This window comes from Janibacter sp. UYMM211 (genome assembly GCF_040547045.1).
GTDB classification, from domain to species: Bacteria; Actinomycetota; Actinomycetes; order Actinomycetales; family Dermatophilaceae; genus Marihabitans; species Marihabitans melonis.
In genome coordinates, this window is record NZ_JBEPOY010000001.1 from 759,161 (window position 1) to 780,169 (window position 21,009).

Consider the following 21,009-nt stretch of genomic DNA (forward strand, 5'->3'; position numbering starts at 1 on the left):
CACCCACCGAGGTCACCCACGACGAGGGCCCCCGCCGCGCATGCGGTCGGGGGCCCTCGTCGTGACCGGGCGGGTCGGGCCCAGGGTGGCAGGCGTGCTGCGTCAGGTCGCCTCGAGGTCGTAGGGCGTGCCCTCGAGGGGCTCCGGCGCGGCGTCGTCGTGGCGCACGTCCTCGTCGCGGTCACGACGCCGACGGGACAACCCGTCGATGTCCGCGCGGGTGGAGGTGCCGATCTCGCGCACGTCGCGCACCGAGTCCTCGATCGGCTCGAGGAGCGCCTCGCGCACGATCCGCCGCGGGTCGTACTGGCGCGGGTCGTACTGACGCCAGTCGATGTCCTCGTACTCCGGGCCGAGCTGGTCCTGGAGCTGGCCCCGCGCGTCGTTGGCCATCCGGCGGGCGCCGACGACGAAGCGTGCCAGCTTTTGCGCGTACTCGGGCAGGCGGTCGGGTCCGAGGATCACCACCGCGAGCACGATGAGGATGATGAACTCCCAGCCGTTCATCGGCATGGCTCAGTCCTCCTCCGCGGCCTCGAGCGTCATGGTCAGCTGACGCTCCCTGCCGTCGCGCTGGACCGTCAGCTGCACCGTATCGCCCACGGCCTTGGCCCGGATGCGCACCACCAGCTGGTCGTTGTCGCTGACCCGTCGGCCGTCGATCTTCGTGATGACGTCGCCCGCCTCGACACCGGCCTTGTCGGCCGGCCCGTCGGGCACGACCGGCTCGGTGCCCTGGACCGCGTCGGGCAGCACGCGGGCGCCCTCGCCGGAGTACTGCGTGTCGAGGTGCACCCCGATGACGGGGTGCACGGCCTCACCGGTGCTGATGAGCTGGTCGACGGTGCGACGCACCTGGGTGCTCGGGATCGAGAAGCCGACGCCGATCGAGCCCGACGCCGAGTCGCGGGCACCCCCGGGGATCTGCGCGATGGCCGAGTTGACGCCGACGACCTCGCCACGGGCGTTGAGCAGCGGCCCGCCGGAGTTGCCGGGGTTGATCGCGGCGTCGGTCTGGATCGCGCTGATGTAGGACTGGTCGCCCTGCTCGCCCGCGGCGACGGGTCGCTCAAGCGCGCTGACGATGCCCGCGGTGACGGTGCTGTCGAGGCCGAGCGGCGAGCCGACGGCGACGACCTGGTCGCCGACGACGACGTCGTCGGAGTTGCCGACGGGCAGCGGCTTCAGGCCCTTGGGGTCGACCTCGAGGACGGCGAGGTCGTAGCTGACGTCCCGGCCGACCAGCTCGGCGTCGCGCCGGGTGCCGTCGGCGAGCTCGACGACGATGGTGCCGTCGTCACCGGCGGCGGAGACGACGTGGTTGTTCGTCACGACGTGGCCCTTGCCGTCGTAGACCCAGCCCGAGCCCGTGCCCCCGCGGCCGGAGCTGCCGACGCGGATCGTCAGCACGCTCGGCACCGCGCGACCCGCGATGGCTGCGACCGAGCCCTCCGGGCGCTCGACGGGCGGGCCGTCGAGGGTGACGACGCCCGTCCCTGCCTGCTGGTCGGCCGCGAGGCCACCGATGGCGCCACCGACCGTGCCGGCGAGCAGCGCGGTCGCGGCGACCGCGGTCGCGGCACCGAGGAAGGAGACCTTGCGCCGTTCGCGCCGCGGCGCCGCGGCCACCGGGGCCGGGCCGGGCTGCGGGGCGCTCGCGGTCCACGCGGGGTAGCCCTGCTGCTGCGGCTGCCCGTAGCCGTAGCTCGCGGCGTAGGGGTCGTGCTGGGGCTGACCCGCGGAGGGGTCGTGCTGCGCCTGCGGCGCGGCGTACGGGTCGCCCTGCGGGTCGTGCTGGGGGTCGTGCGGCCCGGCGTACGGGTCGGGCGCGGACTGGTCGCCCGGCTGCGCTGCGGACCACCCGGGGGCGAAGGGGTTGTCCCCCGCCTGCGCGGGAGCCTCCTGCGCGCCCGCCGGCGCGGCAGCGTCCTGCGCGGGCTGCGAGGCGCCCTCGTGCTGCTCGGAGGGTAGCGCGTCCTGCTGCGGCGACACCGGCTGCTGGGGCGGCAACGCCTGGGTGTCCTCCGCCGCGGGCAGCGGCTGGGTGCCGTCGGCCCGCTCGGGGGTCTCCGGGTGGTCGCTGCTCTGCGTCATGTCGTCGATTCTGCCTTGCCGGGGCGGGCAGCCGTCACTGCACGGGGGCGGCGACCGGGAAGCCGGACACCGTGGGCCGACCGCGGCGTCCGCCGCCGGTGCGGCGCGGGGCGCTCGGGCGCTCGGCGGGCTGGCGGTGGGCGAGCGACTCGCGCAGGTGGGCCCGGCCGCGGTGGATCCGCGAGCGCACCGTGCCGAGCTTGACCCCGAGGACGTCCGCGACCTCCTCGTAGGTCAGCCCCTCGAGGTCGCACAGCACGACGGCGGCGCGGAACTGCGGGGGCAGGGCGTCGAGGGCGGCCTGGATGTCGGCGTCGAGGTGGGTGCGCTCGTAGACCTCGTAGGGGTCCGGGCTCGTCGTGCGCAGCCGGGCCGCGAGGCCCTCGCCGATCACGTCGAAGCGCAGCCGCTGCGAGCGGCGCGCACGGTCGAGGAAGAGGTTGGTCGTGATGCGGTGCAGCCAGCCCTCGAAGGTGCCGGGGCTGTAGGAGTCCAGCGAGCGGAAGACGCGCACGAAGACGTCGTGGGTGAGGTCCTCGGCGTCGTGGTGGTCGCCGGTGAGGCGGTAGGCCAGCCGGTAGACCTGCGGGCCGTGCTGCTCGACGACCTCGTGCCACGTGGGCGGGGTCCAGTCGAGCGACTCCTGGGTGCTCACGTCGCCTCCTGTGCGTGCTGCGCGCGGCGGCGGGTCCCGCCGACCTCGCATCTGCCGACACGACGATCTTGGGCCACTCACCTGGGGAAAGCCTGAGCGCTGTCCAGGCCTGCGGTGCGTGGAGGCGACCCCGGACCGCCCCGTGGCTGCGACTAGGCTGGCCCGCCATGAGCGGATCGCGCCTGAACAGCTATGTCTACGCCGAGGACTTCGTCTCCGAGCCCGAGATCGCCGAGACCGCCCGCCGCTCGGGCGAGGAGCTCGGCGCCACCCCGGTCGGCACGGGGGCAGGTGCCGCGCTGCGCCTGCTCGCCGCCGCGAGCCGGGCCCAGCACGTCGTCGAGATCGGCACGGGCGCGGGCACCTCGGGCCTGTGGCTGCTCGCCGGCATGCCCGAGGACGGCGTCCTCACGAGCATCGAGCTCGAGCCCGAGCACGCCCGGGCGGCCCGACGGGCCTTCGCCGACGCGGGCATCCCCTCGCAGCGCACCCGCGTCATCGTCGGCCGCGCCGACGAGGTGCTGCCCCGGATGACCGACGGCGCGTACGACATGGTCCACGTCGACGCCGACACGGGCGCCTACCCCGCCTACGTCGAGCACGCGATCCGGCTGCTGCGCCCGGGCGGCGTGCTGGCGCTCGACAACATGCTCTGGCACGACCGCGTCGCCGACCCGGCCCAGCGCGACGAGACGACGCGCGTGCTGCGCGACCTCGGCAAGTCGCTGCGCGACGACGACCGCCTCCTGCCGGCACTGCTGCCGGTGGGCGACGGCCTGCTCGCGGCCGTCAAGCGCTAGCGGGTCAGAGGGTGCCTGGGCCGGCGCCGCGGCGGAACTGCGCCGGGCCCTCGGCCACGGCGACGACCTCGAAGGCCTCGATGCTCAGCGGCGCGGACCCGATGATCGCGCTGCCCGGCGACTGCGCCGCCCGGCCGGCGAAGTCGGCCTGGAAGTCGTCGCGGGCCTTCTCCTCGCCGAAGACGTAGGTCCCCTCGAACCACTCGCCCTCGCGCATCCGCCACGTCTTGAAGGCGAGGCCGTCGAGGAACATGAAGCTCGCCATCGACGTGCCGACGACGTACTCCCGCAGCTCCTGCGCGACCTCCGGCGAGGTCTCGGTGAGGGACCAGCGCACGGCGAGCCCGTAGCCAGCGTTCATGGATGAGGCCTCCCAGCCGTCAGGGGTGTCAGGAGCGTGCACCGTAGCCCGCGGCCTGCCGGACCGTCAGCCTGATGTCATCATCCGGGCGCCCCATGGCGGTGAGGGGCCACCCCTTCGCCTGCGCCCTGCGGGGACGACGACGGCCCCCGACGCGGGTGCGTCGGGGGCCGTTCGGCGGGTCCTACTTCAGGCCCTCGCAGCTGTCGATGGCCTGGCCCAGGGCCCTGACCTCGTCGGGGGTCATCTCGACGACGAGACGGCCGCCACCTTCGAGGGGCATGCGCAGGACGATCCCCCGTCCTTCCTTCACGACCTCAAGGGGTCCGTCGCCGGTCCGAGGCTTCATTGCCGCCATGATGCAATCCCTTCTCGTCACCGCCCGACCACCGGGTGGTGGCAACGGCGCCCGTCGCGCCGCCGTACGTTACCCGCCATTATCCCAGGCGATCCGGATCACTCCTAATCCGACGTGGGCGCGTCGCTCCCCGTCGCCCGTGCTCACGGAGGTGTGACGTGCCACGGGACGTACGGCAGCAGGCCGCACGACCACGCGAGGATGCCGCCGACGAGGCAGACGGCGACGACCGCGACCCGCAGCCGCCAGTGCCGCACGACCTCGCGACCGGTCGAGGTGCGCATCGCCACCGACGCGACGAGCGCCGCCAGCGGGAAGTCGAGGAGCAGGAAGCGCCACATGCTCGTGATCGGGCGGACCACGGCGAAGAGGTAGAGCGGGTAGGCCATGGCCCACATGCGCACCTCGAGCGGCATCCACGCGCCGTGCCGCCCGATGACGAGGGCGACGTAGGTCGCGACGAGCGCGACCATGACGAGGACCGAGATGAGGCCGTGCTCGCCCCACGCCCAGCTGAACCACAGGACGAAGGGGCCCTGGTCGGGGCGCTGCCCCCACGCCGCCTGGACGTCGAAGAAGGCGCCCGGCAGGCCCGAGACGTAGCCGACCGTGAGCGGCCAGGCGACCGCCGAGAGGGCGGTGGCCAGGAGCATGACGACGACCTGCGGGCGGTCGTGACGAAGGGGGGCCGTGCCGGCCGCACGGTCCTCGCGCCACCGAAGCCACAGGTGGACGAGCACGGCGAGACCGAGCGCCGGCGCGACGGCGCGGGTGTAGCCCAGGACGAGGGCGACGACGGCGAAGGCGAGGTACTGCCGGCGCATGAGCAGCAGCAGCGCCCCGGCGATGAGGCACGCGGCGAGCGCCTCGGTGTACGGCAGCACCATGACGCCGGTCGCCGGGTAGAGGCACCACAGCGCGGCGGCGACGAGGGCGAGCCGCTCGCGGGCGGGCTGCGAGCCGGCGTGGACGGGGAAGGACAGGACCTTCCACACGAGGACGACCGCGAGCGCCCCGAGGACGAGGTTGAGCAGGACGGCGGCGGTCGTGAAGCCCAGCCCGGTCGTCATGAGCAACCGCACGAGGAGGGGGAAGACCGGGAAGAAGGCCCACTGGCTGTAGGTGATCTGGCCCGTCGTCGGGTCCGCCGGCAGCGGCACCGGGTAGCCCTCGCGCACGATCCGCTCGTACCACTCGGCGTCCCACAGCTGGAGCATGTCGGTGAGCGTCGGGTCGAGATGGCCGACGCCGGCGGGCGCCTGGTAGTACCGGGCGGCGACCCAGATGGCGGCGAAGGCGACGAGCCGCGAGACGACGTAGACGGCGAGCAGCGTCCGCACGGGGTGGCGCAGCGCGGTGGTGCTCCACCGCTCGCGGGCGGCGAAGGACAGCCCGCTCATCAGCCCCTGCCGTGGGGCGGGACCGGCGGCAGCGCCGGCAGGCCCGCGAGGGTCCCGTCGAGGATGCGGGTGAGCAGCTCGGAGGTGGCGCGACGCGAGAGCCGGTCGGCCGGTCGGCTGAGGGCGCGCAGGAGCGCCGAGGTCGGCACGGCCTCCTCGGTCCAGGAGACCTCGGACCCCCCGTCGACAGGACGAACGACGATCTCGGCCCAGCCGGAGAGCAGCCGTCCGGACTTCACCAGCCGCAGCCGCGCGGGCTGCGCCGGCGGCGGGTCGAAGCCGGTGACCGTCATCGGGTCGTCGAAGCCGAGCGGCCCGAGCGAGGTGCGCATGACGAAGGTGCCGCCGAGGGCGAGCTCCTCCTGCCGCGTGATCCGGGTGAGCGGGACGTGCCGGCCGTGGGCCGCCATGTCGGTGACGCGGTCCCACACCTCCTGCACGTCGGCCGCGACGCGGCGACGCTCGGTGACGGCGCTCATGCCGGCTCCTGGGTGGTGGAGGGCTCGGTCGTCGGCGGCGTGGTGGTCGGGCGAGTGGTGGTCGGGGGCGAAGGGGGAGCCGCCTCCCCCGCGGGCGTCACGGGCTGCTGCGCCTCGAGCTCGGCGATGCGGGCGTGGAGCGTGTCGAGGACGTCGTCGACCTGGTCCATCCGGTAGCCGCGCAGCGCGGTGTCGAAGCGGATGTCGTGGATGTCCGCGGCGTGGACGTCGGCGCCCAGGCCGGTCGACGGGGTCGTCGAGACCGGGGGCGGTACGGGGTCGACGCTCGCGCGGCCGACGACGAGCGACCCGAGGCCCACGACGAGCAGGATCGCGACACCGATGAGGAAGACCCAGACCATCACTCGGGTCCTTGCTGGGTGAAGTGCGGGTGCGGGCGCTCGTCCTCGTACTCGCTGACGATGCGCACGGCGTGCGCCGGGTCGTCGGTGAGGTGGAGCAGGTCGACGTCGACCTCGCTGATCGTGCCGGCCGGTACCGCGGTGCCGCGCAACCAGTCCAGCAGCCCGCCCCAGTAGTCGGTGCCGAGCAGGACGATGGGGAAGGAGGTCTTCTTCTGCGTCTGGACGAGGGTGACGGCCTCGAAGAGCTCGTCGAGCGTGCCGAAGCCGCCGGGCAGGACGATGAAGCCCTCGGCGTACTTGATGAACATCGTCTTGCGGGCGAAGAAGTAGCGGAAGTTCACGCCGAGGTCGACGTAGGGGTTGAGCCCGGCCTCGAAGGGGAGCTCGATCCCCAGACCGACGGAGACGCCTCCCCCTTCGCGCGCCCCCTGGTTGGCCGCCTCCATCGCGCCCGGCCCGCCGCCGGTGATGACGCCGTAGCCGGCGAGCGCGAGCCGGCGACCGACCTCGACGCCCATCGCGTACTCGCGGGTGCCGGGCTTGGTGCGGGCGCTGCCGAAGACGCTGATCGCCGGCCCGAGCTCGGCGAGCGCGCCGAAGCCCTCGACGAACTCCGCCTGGATGCGCAGGACGCGCCACGGGTCCGTGTGGACCCAGTCGGCGGTGCCCCGGGTGTCGAGGAGACGCTGGTCGGTGGTCGAGCTGGGCACCTGGGCGCCGCGCATGACGACCGGCCCCTTGTGGTATGCCCGCTCGCTGTCCTCGTGCCGCTGGCTCACGCCGCCGACCCTACGCGAGCCAGCGCATCATGGCGGCCTCCGCCTCGCGCAGCTGCGCGGTGGGGCAGCGCTCCTCGTCGTGGTGGGCGAGGTTGGGGTCGCCCGGGCCGAAGTTGACCGCCGGCACCCCCAGCGCGGAGAAGCGGGCGACGTCCGTCCACCCCTCCTTCGGGCCGACGGGCACGTCGAGCGCGGCGACGAAGGACTGGGCGGCGGGCCGGTCCAGACCCGGGCGGGCCCCTTCGGCGAGGTCGGTGACCGTCAGCTCGTAGCCGGGCAGGACGGTCTGCACGTAGGCGAGCGCGTCGTCGGCGCTCTTGTCCGGCGCGAAGCGGTAGTTGACCGTGATCGTGCACGCGTCGGGGATGACGTTGCCGGCGATGCCGCCGGTGATGGCGACCGCCTGGAGGGCCTCGTGGTAGGTCAGCCCGTCGACCTCGACCGAGCGCTCCTCGTGCTCGCCGAGGCGGCGCAGCACGTCGGCGGCGTCGTGGATCGCGTTGTGCCCCTTCCACGGGCGGGCGGAGTGGGCGGCGATCCCCTTCGTGCGGATCTCGACGCGCATCGTGCCCTTGCACCCCCCTTCGACGGCGGCGGCGGTGGGCTCGAGGAGCACGGCGAGGTCGGCGGCGAGCAGGTCGGGGCGGGTGTCGCCGAGGGCCTTGAGCCCGTTGTGGCTCTCCTCGATCTCCTCGGCCTCGTAGAAGATGAAGGTGATGTCGCGGGAGGGCTCGCGCACCTCGTGGGCCAGGCGCAGCTGCACCGCGACCCCGCCCTTCATGTCGACGGTCCCGCGGCCGTAGAGGACCTCCTCGCCGTCGACGACCTCGCGTCGCACGGGCAGGTTCGGCGGGTCAATGAGCGGCACCGTGTCGATGTGCCCGGCGAGCACCACCCGCTCCTCCCGCCCGAGGTCGGTGCGCGCGACGACGGTGTGCCCGTGGCGGGTCGTCGTGAGGTGCGGCAGCGCGCGCAGCGCCTCCTCGATCGCGTCGGCGATCGCCTCCTCCCCCAGGCTCACCGACTCGACGTCGCAGAGAGCTGCCGTGAGGGTGACGATGTCCGTGCTGAGGTCCAGGCCCATGCCCCGCACCCTACAAACCCCCCTCCGACCCGTGACAAAACCCTGCTGGCTGCCCTTTGGTGAGCCAGCAGGGTTTCGAGAGGGTCCTGCCACATCAAAGGGCTGCTGGCAGTGTTTCGTACGAGCCGGGCTGTGGAGAGACGATCGGCGCGAAGGGGGATCCGCGCCAGACTTCGGCGATGGAGGACACCCTGCCGCTGCTCGCCGCGATCGAGGTCAACGGCGTCTTCACCACCGGGGCCGCCGGCAGGGCCGGCGTGCATCGCCTCGTCCTGCAGCAGATGCGTCGGGCCGGTCTCATCACCCAGGTGGTCCGGGGCGTCTGGAGCATCTCGCCTCCCGCGGATCCCGCCGACATGCATGTCTTGCGCACCGTGGCGTACCTGTCGCGTCTGACCCGCCGCACAGCCGCCGACTCGGTATCGGCCCTCTTGCTGCACGACCTGCCGGTCGTCGAGGCCGACCTTGGGCTCGTCCATCTCGTGAGGGCCGAGGCGGCGTCGACCCGGCTCGAGAAGGGCTACACGTTGCGGACATATCGGCGGGACGTCATGACCTCGGACCGCCACCCGCTGGTCACGACCCCGGTCCCCACCGTGAGGCCGGCGGACGCCACGGTCGCCGCAGGTCTGACCGGGCACCCCGTCACCGCGCTCGCCGCCGCCGATGCGGCCCTGCACGCGGGGCTCGTCGAGCCTGCCGACCTCGAGGCGGCAGTGGCCCGCGTCCCACGGGGGACGCGCGGCATCGGGGCCGTGAGGAATGCGCTTCGGCTCGCTGATCGCCGGCGCGAGTCACCGGGCGAGAGCTTCACCGCGCTGGTGTGCGACCTGCTCGACGTGCCGCTCATCCCCCAGGTCGACATCGGCCCGTGGCGCGTGGACTTCCTCATCGCGGGCACCCGGGTGATCCTCGAGTTCGACGGCGCGCTGAAGTACACGGACCGCCAGGTCCTCGTCGACGAGAAGACCCGCGAGGACGACCTGCGTGCCCGGGGGTACGTCGTGGTGCGGCTCATGTGGCGCGACCTGAGGCAGCCGACGATCGCACGGGCCAAGATCAGTCGCGCCCTCGCCCTGGCCGCCTGACCCCCCTTCGCCACCACCCCCTCTAGTCAGCCTCTTCGGGCACACCCCGCCGGCCTACAAGACCCTGCCAGCAGCCTCTTGATGTGCCAGGACCCTGTCGAGACCCGGCTGGCCCATCAAGACCCAGCCAGCAGGGTTTTGTCGCTCCCGGGCCAGGCGACCACGGGGAGACGGCAAGCGAGTTCGGGGCAACGGGCAGCAGTTCGTAGACTCCGGGGCATGACGACGCGCGCAGCCTGGGGCCATGGGATCGCCACGACGACGACGGACGGCACGGTGCTCGACACGTGGTACCCGCAGCCGCGGCTCGGGGAGGCCCCCGAGGCCGACCAGGTGCCCACCGAGCTCACCGCCCTCGTCGGGCAGGACGAGGCCCGGGGCGTGCGCACCGAGGTCGTCACCGTCGCGATCGACCTCGACGCGGCCCCGCAGGACGCGAGTGACGCCTACCTGCGCCTGCACCTGCTCTCGCACTGCCTCGTCGAGCCCAACTCGATCAACCTCGACGGGCTCTTCGGCGTGCTCACCAACGTCGTGTGGACCAACCACGGCCCGTGCGCGGTCGAGGGCTTCGAGACCACCCGCGCCCGGCTGCGCACCCGCGGCCAGGTGACCGTCTACTCCGTCGACAAGTTCCCGCGCCTCGTCGACTACGTCATCCCGGCCGGCGTGCGCATCGGCGACGCCGACCGCGTGCGTCTCGGCGCCCACCTCGCCAGCGGCACGACCGTCATGCACGAGGGCTTCGTCAACTTCAACGCCGGCACCCTCGGCACCTCGATGGTCGAGGGCCGGATCAGCCAGGGCGTCGTCGTCGGCGACGGCTCCGACATCGGCGGCGGCGCCTCGACGATGGGCACCCTCTCCGGCGGCGGCACCCAGCGCGTCGCCATCGGCCGGCGCTGCCTCGTCGGCGCCGAGGCCGGCGTCGGCATCGCCCTGGGCGACGACTGCGTCGTCGAGGCCGGGCTCTACCTCACCGCCGGCACGAAGGTCGCCCTCCCCGACGGCACCGTCGTCAAGGCGCGCGACCTCTCCGGCCGCAGCGGCCTGCTCTACCTGCGCAACTCGGTCACCGGCGCCGTCGAGGCCAAGGACCGCACGGGTGACGGCGTCGCCCTCAACGAGGCCCTCCACACGAACTAGCCATGCCGCCCCGCCGTCCCACCGCCGACCGCCCGCCCCTCGCCGAGGAACGGGCGGTCTCGCGCGCCCGGGTGCGCCGCAACCGCGCGCTCGTCGCGAGCGTGGCCGTGCTCGGGCTCCTCGGCGGAGCCGCGTGGTGGGTGCGCGACAAGGTCATCACCCCGTGGAGCGAGTCCTGCGAGGCCACCGCGCTCGAGCAGGACGTGAGCTTCACCCCCGAGCAGATGCACAACGCCGCGACGATCGTCCAGGTCGCCGAGCGCCGCGGCCTGCCCGCCCGTGCCGGCTCGATCGGGGTCGCCACGGCGATCCAGGAGAGCAAGCTGCGCAACATCACCTACGGCGACCGCGACAGCGTCGGCCTCTTCCAGCAGCGCCCGAGCCAGGGCTGGGGCACCGTCGAGCAGATCCTCGATCCCCGCTACTCGACGAACGCCTTCTACGACGCGCTCGTCAAGGTCGACGGCTGGCAGGACATGCGGATCACCGAGATCGCCCAGGAGGTCCAGCGCAGCGCCTACCCCGAGGCCTACGCCGACCACGAGCACGAGGGCCGCACCATCGCCTCGGCGATCTCCGGCCACTCCCCCGAAGGCCTGGTCTGCCGCCTCGACCCGCCGACGGGCGCGGGCGACCGCGAGCGTCTCGTCGAGAGCCTGCGGACCGAAACCGGGTACCGCGCCGACACCGGGGACGGCGTCGTGGTCGTCCGGGCCTCGCAGGAGCGTCGCGCGTGGGGTGTCGGGGCGTGGGCGGTCGCGACGGCGAAGGGGCACGGCGTCACCTCCGTGCAGGTCGGCGACCGCGTGTGGACCCGCGAGGACGGGTCCAGCTGGTCGGCAGCACCGGACCCGGTCGACGCCTCGACCGTCCGGATCACCCTCGCCGACGGCTGACCCGCCCCACGCCGAACCCGCCCCGAGCACGACGAAGGGGGACCACCCGGCCGGGTGGTCCCCCTTCGCTCGACCCCGAGGTCAGCGCTCGTCGATGCCGACGTAGTCGCGCTCGGTCTCGCCGATGTAGATCTGGCGCGGACGGCCGATCTTGGTCTTCGGGTCCTCGATCATCTCGCGCCACTGGGCGATCCAGCCCGGGAGGCGGCCGATGGCGAAGAGCACGGTGAACATCTTGGGCTGGAAGCCCATCGCCGTGTAGATGAGGCCGGTGTAGAAGTCGACGTTCGGGTAGAGCTTGCGCTCGACGAAGTAGTCGTCCTTGAGCGCGATCTCCTCGAGCTTCATCGCGATCTCGAGCTGCTCGTCGCCGCCCATCTTCTCGAGCACGGTGTGCGCCGCGTCCTTGACGATGGCCGCGCGCGGGTCGTAGCTCTTGTAGACGCGGTGGCCGAAGCCCATGAGGCGGACGCCGTCCTCCTTGTTCTTGACCTTCTTCATGAAGGTCTCGGCGCCGTCGTCGGACTTCTGGATCTGCTCGAGCATCTCGAGCACGGCCTGGTTGGCGCCGCCGTGGAGCGGGCCGGACAGGGCGTGGATGCCGGCGGAGACCGAGTTGAAGAGGTTCGCGTGGGCCGAGCCGACGAGGCGGACGGTCGACGTCGAGCAGTTCTGCTCGTGGTCGGCGTGGAGGATGAAGAGCTGGTCGAGCGCCTTGACGATCTCGGGGTCGAGGTCGTAGGGCTCGGCCGGGAAGCCGAAGGTCATCCGCAGGAAGTTCTCGGTGAGCGAGAGCGAGTTGTCCGGGTACAGGAAGGGCTGGCCGACACTCTTCTTGTGCGCGTACGCGGCGATGGTCGGCAGCTTCGCGAGGAGGCGGATCGTCGAGATCTCGACCTGCTCGTGGTCGAAGGGGTCGAGGCTGTCCTGGTAGAAGGTGCCCAGCGCCGAGACGGCCGAGGAGAGCACCGGCATCGGGTGCGCGTCCCGCGGGAAGCCGTTGAAGAAGGCCTTGAGGTCCTCGTGGAGCATCGTGTGGCGGCTGATCCGCTCCTCGAAGTCCTCGAGCTCGGAGGTCGTCGGCAGCTCGCCGTAGATGAGCAGGTAGGCGACCTCGGTGAAGGTGGACTTCGAGGCCAGCTGGTCGATCGGGTAGCCGCGATAGCGCAGGATGCCCTGGTCGCCGTCGATGTAGGTGATCTTCGACTCGGCCGAGGCGGTGTTGACGAAGCCGACGTCGAGCGTGGTGTTGCCGGTCTCCTTCATCAGGCTCGAGATGTCGTAGCCGCTGTTGCCCTCGGCGGCGGGGATCAGCGGGAAGCTCAGGTCCTTGCCCCCGGCGGAGAAGGTGGCGCTGTCAGTCATAAGAAGAACTCCTGCCCTTTCGCAGTCGTGACGCCTGGCCCGTCACGCCCGGGTGAGGGCAGACGCACCGCGTGGTCTCGTCCGAAACTACCCCAGCCGTCGCGGCCCGATCCACACGGGCCCACCCTGGGGAACGCCGGCGCTCAGGCCGTGAGCCGGGCTGCGGCAGCGGCGATCTGGGCGTCGGTGGCCGTGAGGGCGATGCGCACGTGGTGCGCGCCGGCCGCCCCGTAGAAGGTGCCCGGCGCCACGAGCACGCCCCGGTCGGACAGACGGCGAAGGGTGGTCGCGGCCGGCTCGTCGGCCGTCGCCCACAGGTACAGCCCGGCCGCGGAGTCCTCGACGCGCAGGCCGAAGGCCTGCACGGCTGGCAGGAGCACGTCGCGGCGGGCGGCGTAGCGGGCCCGCTGCTCGGCGACGTGGGCGTCGTCGGACACCGCCGCGGCGAGGGCGGACTGGACGGGGGCGGGCACGATCATGCCGGCGTGCTTGCGGACCTCGAGGACGCGGCGCACGAGGATCGGGTCTCCGGCGACGAAGGCGGCGCGGTACCCGGCGAGGTTGGACTGCTTGCTCGTCGAGTACACGGCGAGCAGGCCCTCGTGGGAGCCCTCGCACACGCGCGGGTCGAGGATGCTCGGCGTGGTGGGCAGCTCGTCGTAGGACTGGCCGCGCTCCTCCTCGGAGCGCCAGTCCAGCTCGGCGTAGCACTCGTCGGAGGCGACGACGACACCGCGCTCGCGCGCCCAGCGCACGACCTTGCGCAGGTGCTCGACCCCGAGGACGCGCCCGGTCGGGTTGCTCGGGGAGTTGAGCCACATGAGGCGCGGGGCGGAGGCGCCGCTCACCGGCCCCAGCGCGGTCGTCGCGTCGGCCGGCACCGGGGTCGCCCCGGCGATCCGGGCGCCGACGTCGTACGTCGGGTACGCGACGGTCGGGAAGACGACGGACTCACCGGCACCGATGCCGAGCAGCGTCGGCAGCCAGGCGACGAGCTCCTTGCTGCCGATCGTCGGCAGGACCCCGTCGGGGTCGACGTCGGGCGCACCGCGACGCCGGGCGAACCACGCGGCGACGGCCTCGCGCAGCGGCGGGGTGCCGTACGTCTGGGGGTAGCCCGGGGCGTCGGCGGCCGCGCGCAGCGCGTCCTGGACGACGGCCGGGGTGCTGTCGACGGGGGTGCCGACGGAGAGGTCGACGAGCCCGTCGCCCTGCGCCTGGTCCGCGCCGGAAAAGGCTCTCGCCCGCTCCTTGAGCGGAGCGAGCGAGTCCCAGGGGAAGTCCGGCAGGCCGGAGAGCCCGGACGCCGTCGTCACTCGTCGTGCTCCTGCGGGGGCAGCGCGGCGATGAGGGGGTGGTCCTTCTTGATCATGCCCATCTTGGCGGCGCCGCCGGGGCTGCCGAGGTCGTCGAAGAACTCGACGTTGGCCTTGTAGTAGTCGGCCCACTCCTCGGGGGTGTCGTCCTCGTAGTAGATCGCCTCGACCGGGCACACCGGCTCGCACGCACCGCAGTCGACGCACTCGTCGGGGTGGATGTAGAGACTGCGCTCACCCTCGTAGATGCAGTCGACCGGGCACTCCTCGATGCAGGCCTTGTCCTTGAGGTCCACACAGGGCTGGGCGATCACGTACGTCATGGCGGCAATACTATGCCGCTCGTGACGGCGTCGGCGGTGAGGTACCCCTTAGGTTCGCGGATGGCGATCCGGACCCGGATCCCGGCGGGCGCGCCCGACCTGCCGGGCTCCCCCACCCTCACCGACACGGTCGGCAAGGTGCTCGCCGTCGACGACGAGAGCGTCGTCCTGGCCACCCGCCGCGGCGAGGTGGCGCTGCCCCTCGGGTCCGTCGTCGCCGCCCGCGTCATCCCGCCGCGACCGACCCGTCGGGGCGCCCCGGAGCGGGCGATCGGCATCGAGGACCTCCACCGCGTCATGACGAAGGGGAACCCCGGCCTCGAGGTCGCGTGGCTCGGCACCCCCGGGCGGGGCTGGATGCTGCGCGCCGGGCTCGGCTTCACCGGTCGCGCCAACTCCGCGCTCCCCCTCGGCGACCCGGGCACGACCGATGAGGAGGCCGTCGAGCACGTCGTCGCCTGGTACCGCGAGCGCGACCTCGTGCCGCGCCTGCAGGTGCCGCTGCCGCTCCACGTCGAGCTGGCGGACGACCCCTTCGCCGCGCGGCTCCTCGCCCAGGGGTGGACCCCGATCACCCCCGCCCTCGTGCTCACCGGGCGGGCCGTCCCGGCCAGTCCGGCGCCGCCGGGGTGGCGGCTCGAGCAGCGCGACAGCATCGACGACGCGTGGCTCTCGGCGAGCGGGGCGGGCATCACCGACCACCGCGAGGCGGCACGAGCCGTGCTCGGCGCGCCCCGGGAGCAGGTCTTCCTCCACGCCCGCGACGCCGACGGCGAGCTGCTGGGGGTCGGGCGGGCGAGCATCGACGACGGGTGGACCGGCGTGTACTCGGTGCACGTCGCCGAGCGGGCCCGACGTCTGGGCGTCGGGCGATGGCTGACGACGGCGGCGACCGCCGCCGGGGCGCAGCGCGGCGCCGGTCTGGTCTACCTCCAGGTCGAGACCGACAACCTGCCCGCGGTCCGTCTCTACGAGGACCTCGGGCTGCGCCGGCACCACCACTACGCGTACCTGCGCCTGCTCTAGCTCAGGTCAGGCACACCCACGCGACGGCGCCCGTGGGGGCGTCGAGCCGCTCGAGGCGGCCCTGCGGCGCGCTCCCGTCGAGCAGGACGGCCCGGTCCTCGGCCACCTGCACCGACGACATCGGCAGGGCCAGACCGGTCCCGAGGGCCTTGAGGTAGGCCTCCTTGGCCGCCCACAGCCGGGCGAAGCCCTCGGCGTCGGCAGGCTCGGGCTCGCCGCGCGAGACCACCCGGGCGACGAGCGCCGTCGACGGCGGGCGCGACCGGACGAGCTCGACGTCGACGCCGACCGGCCGCGCGGACGCGGCGACGAGGACGTGCGGGCCCGAGTGCGACGCGCTGACGTGCCACCCCTGCGCGGCTCCCGTGGGCACGGGCCGGCCGTGCGGCAGGTCGCAGTCGGGGCAGTCACGCCGCAGGCCGACGTCGGCCGGGTCGCAGCCCGCGAGCTCCCCGACCACCCGCCGCATGAGCGCGGCGGCCCCGACGAAGCGCGCCTGCTCCTCGGGCGCGGACTTGGCCGCGAGCCGCTCGCGCTCCCCGTCGTCGAGCACCGAGCGCCAGCCCGGGTCGACGTCGGCGACCGCGAGCCACCGCACGAGGGAGGTCACGGGTTGGTGCAGGTGACGTCGTCCTCAGGGATGTAGTGCGTGTCGAAGGTGCTCGTCGTCGCGGCACCGCCGGCGACGGGCTTGAGCACGCGCGTCACCGTGACGTCGAAGCCCGGGGTCGGCGCCTGGGGCACGCACCCCTTCGAGTCGTCGGTGATCGTCTTGGGCTGCACGACGTTGCGCCGCGGGCCCTTCTTCGCCTCGACGTCCCACGTCTTGACGCCGTAGAAGCTCACCGTCACCTGCGAGTTCGTGGCGTTCGCGCGGATGAGGATGCCGCCCTTGGTGTTGTTCGTGAAGCGGTTGTCCACGTCCGGGTAGCTGATCGTCGCCTCGCGGCCCTCGGGGTAGCGCGAGATGTAGAAGGAGTGGGGGTGGAACTCCTCGATCCGCGCCCCGGAGAAGAAGACGGCGTTGAAGAGCGTCGTCGACAGCTGGCTGATGCCGCCGCCGTAGTCCTCGGCGAGGCGACCGTTCATGATGACGCCCGCCGACTTGTACCCCTTCGCCGCGGTGCGCGGCCCGAGATGGTCGTTGAGGCTGAAGGTCTGCCCCGGGCCGACGTAGGCGCCGTCGAGCCGGCTCGCGGCGAGCTTGATGTTCTCGACGCGGGGCCCGTAGGTCGACATGTACGTCGTGAAGGTGGAGATCTCCTCCTTCGGGATGGTCTTGCGCGCGATCGCGGTCGTCACCTCGGGCTTCGTCGCCTCGGAGGGCACGGCGGCGGTGCGCTGGTCGCCCGACTTCGCCATCGCGGCGACGACGGGCGCGGCTACCCCGTCCTTCTTCAGGCTCAGGCCGGACTGGCTCGGCGTGACCGAGAAGTCCTGGGAGCCGCTGAGGACGACCTCGGCGTCCTTGGCCGGGCGAAGGGTGCCCGAGCTCGTGCCCGCAGCGACGACCGCCGCGGAGACCTTGGCCTCGTCGACGTCGTAGGACAGCTCGCCCTTGTCGGCCGACACCGTGACCGCCTTCATGAGCTCCTTCGCGGGGACGCTGAAGCTCACGCTCCGCGCCGCCCCCTTCGCCGCCGGGTCGGTCGTCGTGATCTTCACCGGGCCGTCGGCGAGGGGCTCGAGCTCCTCGGTGGTGAAGCGCTCGATCTCGTCCTGGGCGAGCGTCGGCTCGAGGGTCGAGGTCTTCGCGGAGTACGTCCGGGTCTGCGGCCAGCCGGAGGAGATCTGCTCGACGAGCGCGTCACGGTCGACCGCGCGCCCGGTGGCGGACTTCTTCGTCACGACCTCGCCGTCAGTCACCGCGACCGACCCCTCGACGGGCTTCTTCTCGAAGGTCTTCGCGGCCGTGGCGACGGCGCGGGTCAGCGCGTCGTCGTCGACGTCGGCCTCGAGGTCGCGCGAGGTGCCGCCGCGCACGTGGGCGACGACGTCGGCGGGGTTGAGGCTGAAGCCGGTGAGCCCGGCCAGCGACGCGTCGTAGTCGACGGTCAGGCCGGCCTTCGCCGGGTCGATGCGGGTCTTCGAGCCGGCGCCCTCGACCTGCAGGGGCTGGGTCACGGCGTCCTTCGTGCCCCGCTCGAGGGCGGCACGCGCCTCCGACTCGTCCATGCCGCCGATGCTCACGCCGCCGACGGTCGTGCTCGCGGGCACCCGGTCGCCGAAGTACACCGCGGTGCCGACGTAGAGCGCCCCGAGGACGAGGAGCACGAAGAGCCCGGCGAGGACCCCACGGCCGCGGCGGCGCGGCCCCTGGCCGTCCAGCTCCTCGTCCGTCAGGCGGCCGTCGTCGCGGCGGTCACTCATGCGTTCACCTCGTGCTCGTGTACGTGCTGCGGTAGTAGACCAGCGGGCTGCCGCTGTCGGCGTGGTCGGCCCTGATGACCTCGGCGACGACGATGACGTGGTCGCCCGCCACGTGCTCCTCGACAGTCTCGCACTCCATGGTGGCCAGGGCTCCGTCGAGCAGGACGACCCCGGACTCGCCGCGGTGGTGCGGGACCCGGGTGAGCTGGCCCTGCAGGGGGCGCCCCGGGGTGCTCAGCCAGCTCGCGATGCGACGGTGCTCCTCGGCGAGGACGCTCACGCCCCACCGACGCGCCGTGCTCACGGCGTCCTGGAACCCGCTGTCGAGACGCACGCAGAGCAGGACGAGCGGCGGCTCGAGGGAGACGGACGTGAAGGCGTTGGCGGTCATCGCGTGGTCGTGGCCGTCGACGGTCGTCGTCACGACGCACACACCCGTCGCGAGCCGGCTCATCGCCTGGCGCAGGGCGGCGCTGGGCTCGAGGCTCATCGGCGCACCGCCTCGGCGAGGGGTCGGCGAGCGGGGGACGAAGGGGGGACGAGCGCCCCGGTCTCGACGTCGAGCTCGGCGTAGCCCTCGCGTCCGGAGAGCCGGGCCGCGATGTCGTTGGACAACGCGTACTGATCGCCTTCGACGCTCACCTGGGTGCGGTGCTCGCGCAGCGCGGCGACCTGGCCGGCGACGGCCTGCGGGTCGACGACCTCGAAGGCGACGAGCTCGTCGGGCACGACCTGGGGCGGGTGCTCGCCGGTCGGCAGCGTCCACGAGGCGCGCGCCGGGCCGTGCTGCGCGAGGTGGGCCCGGTCCTCGTCGGCCCAGCTGCGCGGGGTGAGCACGGCGAGAACGGCCGGCCGGGCGGCCGCGGGCAGGGCGGCGACCGCGGCGCAGACGACACGGTGGGTCTGGACGTGGTCGGGGTGGCGGTACCCACCCTGCGGGTCGTAGGTGATGACGAGGTCGGGGTCGACCTCCTCGACGACGTCGCGCACGAGGGCCGCCGCCTCGGCGACGTCGGCCCGGGCGAAGGCGCGGGGGTCGTCCTGCGAGGGGGTGCCGACCATGCCCGAGTCCCGGTAGCGCGAGAGCGTGCCCGCTCCCTCGCCGAGGACGCGGTGCTGCGCGCCGATCGCGCTCATCGCGCGGCGCAGCTCCTCACGGCGGTAGGGCCCGAGGGCGTCGTCGTGATCGGCGTCGAGGTGGGCGAGATCGGGCGGGATGACCTCGCCCTGCTCGCCGAGGGTGCACGTGAGCACGTGCACCTCGTCACCGGCGGCGACGTGGTGGGCGAGGCAGACCCCCGTGGCGATGCTCTCGTCGTCGGGGTGGGCGTGGACGAGGAGCAGGCGCAGGCTCACCGAGCCACGCCGATCGTGCCCATCTCCGGGGTGCCCCCGAAGACGGCGTTGCTGCTCAGCCCGGTGACCTCCTGGCCGGCGACGAAGGTCGACCGGTGCTGCACGAGCGGGACGTAGCTGCCCTGCTCGAGCAGGGTGGCGTCGACCTTCGTCCACGCCGCGGCTCGCCGGTCGGCGTCGGCGACGGCCATCGCCTTGTCCATCGCCGCGTTGACCGCGTCGTCGCGCACGTAGCCGTAGTCGCGCCCGGAGGAGGCGCTCGTGATGTTGATCCGGTCGTCGAAGAGCGGCGGGAGCACCGTCGCCGCCGAGGGGTAGTCCGCGCCCCAGCTCGACCAGAAGACGTCGTACTTCTTGGCCGAGGCCGGCTGCGCGATCGTCGTGTAGTAGTCCTCGCCGAGGCCCTCGAGCTCGACGACGAAGCCGGCCTTCTCCCAGCCGGACTTCAGCGCGGCCATCGCCGCGTCGCTCTGCTCGCCGGAGCGGTAGGCGACCCGGATGCGCGGGCTCTCCTGCTTCGCCCGGGTGAGCAGGGCGCGGGCGGCCGCGGGGTCGCCGGTGGGGCCACGGTCGAGGACCGGCTCGTGGGCGGAGGGCAGGGCGGTGCTGAGCAGCGACCACACCGGGGTGGCGACCGCCTGGCCGCCGAGGGCCCGTGCGTAGCCCTCGCGGTCGGTCGCGAGAGCCAGGGCGGTGCGCACCCGGGCGCTGCGCATGACCTCGCTCGTGTGGTTCGGGGCGAGGTAGTCGACGATCTGGCCGTCGCTGGTGACGCTCTGCACCTGGTCGGCGGCGTCGGCCACGGGCTGCTGCAGCCCGTCGGGCAGCGGGTCGAGGAGCACCGAGCGCGAGCCGTCGTCGCCGTCGGTGATCGTCTCGACCGCCTCGACCGGCTCGACTCCCTCGCGGTGGACGATGCGCTCGAGGGTGGGCTCGCGCACCGGGTCGCTCTGCTCGTCCCACTCCTCGTTGCGCACCCACGTGCCGCCCTCACCGGGCTGCCACGCGTCCTCGAGCTTGTACGGGCCGTTGGAGTAGGCGAGGTAGGCGGAGTCGTCGCCCTTGTCGGTGCTGCGCTTGACGGGGGCGAACTCGGGGGTGGAGACGACCTCGCCGAAGTCGGCGACGGGCTCGCTGAGCCGGTAGGTGATCGTGTCGCCGGAGCACGTGACGGCGGCCTGGATGAGGTTCGTCGCCCCGGCGCTGCGACCCGCGCTGCCGAAGGGGCCGGGGTAGCGCGAGCTGCCGTCCGGCTTCTTCGGGATGTCGAGATAGGTCAGCGCGTACCCGGCGGAGGCGGTGTCCTTGCTGAAGGAGCGGGAGACCCCGTAGCGCAGGTCGCCGCAGGTGATCCGCGAGCCGTCCTGCCAGCTGACGCCCTTGCGCAGGGTGAAGGACCACCGCGTCTGGTCCTTGCTCGCCCGGCCGGTGCTCGTCGCGAGGTCGCCGACGAGCTCCTTCTGCCCGGCGAGGTCGGTCGCGGGCGCGTAGGTCGTCAGCGTCCGCAGGTAGGTGCGGCCGGCGAAGGCCGACTGCTGGCGCGAGGTGATCCGCTGGGGGTCCCAGGAGAGGACCGGGCCCTGGGAGAGCACCGTGAGCTGCTGCTCCGGGCCCGCGAGGGGCGTCGTGCTCGCGCCCGACGCGCCCCCTCCCCCGCCGCCGTCTGCCGAGGTGCACGCGGAGACGAGCAGCAGGCCGCTCGTCGTGACGAGCGCCGCGGCGCGGCGGGGGGTGGGGGTCATCGGTGA

23 protein-coding genes are annotated in these 21,009 nt (G+C 73.2%); 5 read left to right on the top strand and 18 right to left on the bottom strand.

Annotation, left to right across the window (positions count from 1 at the left end; all coding sequences use genetic code 11):
• Positions 1–102: 102 nt before the first annotated feature.
• From ABIB53_RS03395 to sigE, 3 genes are read right to left on the bottom strand one after another with little or no spacing between them, the layout of a single operon-like run.
• Positions 103–513, bottom strand: coding sequence for a twin-arginine translocase TatA/TatE family subunit (locus ABIB53_RS03395; protein WP_123092163.1), 411 nt, complete (start codon positions 511–513; stop codon positions 103–105).
• Between the two features lie 3 nt (positions 514–516).
• Entirely contained in the window at positions 517–2,094 is a 1,578-nt protein-coding gene (locus ABIB53_RS03400) for a S1C family serine protease (protein ID WP_354587130.1), read from the bottom strand.
• A gap of 34 nt (positions 2,095–2,128) precedes the next feature.
• Entirely contained in the window at positions 2,129–2,749 is a 621-nt protein-coding gene (gene sigE / locus ABIB53_RS03405) for an RNA polymerase sigma factor SigE (RefSeq protein WP_354587131.1), read from the bottom strand.
• Positions 2,750–2,916: 167 nt separating this feature from the next.
• On the opposite strand from sigE, the gene ABIB53_RS03410 reads away from it, so the two are divergent.
• Positions 2,917–3,549, top strand: a complete 633-nt coding sequence (locus tag ABIB53_RS03410; protein ID WP_229299374.1) for an O-methyltransferase — start codon at positions 2,917–2,919, stop codon at positions 3,547–3,549.
• A gap of 4 nt (positions 3,550–3,553) precedes the next feature.
• On the opposite strand, the gene ABIB53_RS03415 is transcribed toward ABIB53_RS03410, so the two are convergent.
• The 7 genes from ABIB53_RS03415 to dapE form a co-directional block, all read right to left on the bottom strand.
• Positions 3,554–3,910: a hypothetical protein gene (locus tag ABIB53_RS03415; protein ID WP_354587132.1), complete on the bottom strand. Its 357-nt coding sequence runs from the start codon at positions 3,908–3,910 to the stop codon at positions 3,554–3,556.
• A gap of 184 nt (positions 3,911–4,094) precedes the next feature.
• Positions 4,095–4,268, bottom strand: coding sequence for a DUF3117 domain-containing protein (locus tag ABIB53_RS03420; protein WP_083969016.1), 174 nt, complete (start codon positions 4,266–4,268; stop codon positions 4,095–4,097).
• A 143-nt stretch (positions 4,269–4,411) separates the two neighbouring features.
• Entirely contained in the window at positions 4,412–5,668 is a 1,257-nt protein-coding gene (locus ABIB53_RS03425; RefSeq protein WP_191563384.1) for a putative hexosyltransferase, read from the bottom strand.
• Positions 5,668–6,147, bottom strand: a complete 480-nt coding sequence (locus ABIB53_RS03430) for an SRPBCC family protein (RefSeq protein WP_123092168.1) — start codon at positions 6,145–6,147, stop codon at positions 5,668–5,670. Before ABIB53_RS03430 ends, ABIB53_RS03425 begins: the two co-directional genes overlap by 1 nt.
• Positions 6,144–6,509 carry a DivIVA domain-containing protein gene (locus ABIB53_RS03435; protein ID WP_354587133.1) on the bottom strand — a complete coding sequence of 122 codons (366 nt, stop codon included), beginning with the start codon at positions 6,507–6,509 and terminating at the stop codon, positions 6,144–6,146. Before ABIB53_RS03435 ends, ABIB53_RS03430 begins: the two co-directional genes overlap by 4 nt.
• Positions 6,509–7,237 (bottom strand): LOG family protein, encoded by a 729-nt coding sequence (locus ABIB53_RS03440; protein ID WP_123092369.1) that lies wholly within the window; start codon positions 7,235–7,237, stop codon positions 6,509–6,511. Before ABIB53_RS03440 ends, ABIB53_RS03435 begins: the two co-directional genes overlap by 1 nt.
• Positions 7,238–7,301: 64 nt before the next feature.
• Entirely contained in the window at positions 7,302–8,375 is a 1,074-nt protein-coding gene (dapE, locus tag ABIB53_RS03445) for a succinyl-diaminopimelate desuccinylase (protein ID WP_354587134.1), read from the bottom strand.
• Positions 8,376–8,554: 179 nt separating this feature from the next.
• Here dapE and ABIB53_RS03450 point away from each other — a divergent pair, with 179 nt between their 5' ends.
• The 3 genes from ABIB53_RS03450 to ABIB53_RS03460 all read left to right on the top strand — a co-directional run bounded on the left by ABIB53_RS03450 (position 8,555) and on the right by ABIB53_RS03460 (position 11,505).
• Complete coding sequence (locus tag ABIB53_RS03450) at positions 8,555–9,463, top strand: DUF559 domain-containing protein (RefSeq protein WP_354587135.1); 909 nt, start codon at positions 8,555–8,557, stop codon at positions 9,461–9,463.
• 219 nt (positions 9,464–9,682) lie between these two features.
• Complete coding sequence (gene dapD / locus ABIB53_RS03455) at positions 9,683–10,609, top strand: 2,3,4,5-tetrahydropyridine-2,6-dicarboxylate N-succinyltransferase (protein ID WP_354587136.1); 927 nt, start codon at positions 9,683–9,685, stop codon at positions 10,607–10,609.
• A 2-nt stretch (positions 10,610–10,611) separates the two neighbouring features.
• Positions 10,612–11,505: a hypothetical protein gene (locus ABIB53_RS03460; RefSeq protein WP_354587137.1), complete on the top strand. Its 894-nt coding sequence runs from the start codon at positions 10,612–10,614 to the stop codon at positions 11,503–11,505.
• Between the two features lie 81 nt (positions 11,506–11,586).
• Here ABIB53_RS03460 and ABIB53_RS03465 read toward each other — a convergent pair whose 3' ends face one another.
• The 3 genes from ABIB53_RS03465 to fdxA form a co-directional block, all read right to left on the bottom strand.
• Positions 11,587–12,870: a citrate synthase gene (locus ABIB53_RS03465; protein WP_123092174.1), complete on the bottom strand. Its 1,284-nt coding sequence runs from the start codon at positions 12,868–12,870 to the stop codon at positions 11,587–11,589.
• Between the two features lie 143 nt (positions 12,871–13,013).
• Positions 13,014–14,186 carry a succinyldiaminopimelate transaminase gene (gene dapC / locus ABIB53_RS03470; protein WP_123092175.1) on the bottom strand — a complete coding sequence of 391 codons (1,173 nt, stop codon included), beginning with the start codon at positions 14,184–14,186 and terminating at the stop codon, positions 13,014–13,016.
• Positions 14,183–14,509, bottom strand: coding sequence for a ferredoxin (gene fdxA / locus ABIB53_RS03475; RefSeq protein ID WP_068277350.1), 327 nt, complete (start codon positions 14,507–14,509; stop codon positions 14,183–14,185). The genes dapC and fdxA overlap by 4 nt, the downstream gene beginning before the upstream one ends.
• Positions 14,510–14,569: 60 nt before the next feature.
• Between fdxA and ABIB53_RS03480 the strand changes: the two genes are divergently transcribed.
• On the top strand, positions 14,570–15,535 hold the full coding sequence (locus tag ABIB53_RS03480) for a GNAT family N-acetyltransferase (RefSeq protein WP_354587139.1): 966 nt from the start codon (positions 14,570–14,572) through the stop codon (positions 15,533–15,535).
• A gap of 1 nt (position 15,536) precedes the next feature.
• Here the strand turns inward: ABIB53_RS03480 and ABIB53_RS03485 are convergent, their stop codons facing one another.
• From ABIB53_RS03485 to ABIB53_RS03505, 5 genes are read right to left on the bottom strand one after another with little or no spacing between them, the layout of a single operon-like run.
• A complete protein-coding gene (locus tag ABIB53_RS03485) occupies positions 15,537–16,145 on the bottom strand; it encodes a 4'-phosphopantetheinyl transferase family protein (RefSeq protein ID WP_354587140.1) in 609 nt (202 codons plus the stop codon).
• Complete coding sequence (locus ABIB53_RS03490) at positions 16,142–17,905, bottom strand: VanW family protein (protein WP_354587141.1); 1,764 nt, start codon at positions 17,903–17,905, stop codon at positions 16,142–16,144. The genes ABIB53_RS03485 and ABIB53_RS03490 overlap by 4 nt, the downstream gene beginning before the upstream one ends.
• A 4-nt stretch (positions 17,906–17,909) precedes the next feature.
• Entirely contained in the window at positions 17,910–18,395 is a 486-nt protein-coding gene (locus ABIB53_RS03495; protein WP_191563374.1) for a flavin reductase family protein, read from the bottom strand.
• A complete protein-coding gene (gene mshB / locus ABIB53_RS03500) occupies positions 18,392–19,261 on the bottom strand; it encodes an N-acetyl-1-D-myo-inositol-2-amino-2-deoxy-alpha-D-glucopyranoside deacetylase (protein ID WP_354587142.1) in 870 nt (289 codons plus the stop codon). The genes ABIB53_RS03495 and mshB overlap by 4 nt, the downstream gene beginning before the upstream one ends.
• Complete coding sequence (locus ABIB53_RS03505) at positions 19,258–21,003, bottom strand: ABC transporter substrate-binding protein (RefSeq protein ID WP_354587143.1); 1,746 nt, start codon at positions 21,001–21,003, stop codon at positions 19,258–19,260. Before ABIB53_RS03505 ends, mshB begins: the two co-directional genes overlap by 4 nt.
• Positions 21,004–21,009: the final 6 nt, after the last annotated feature.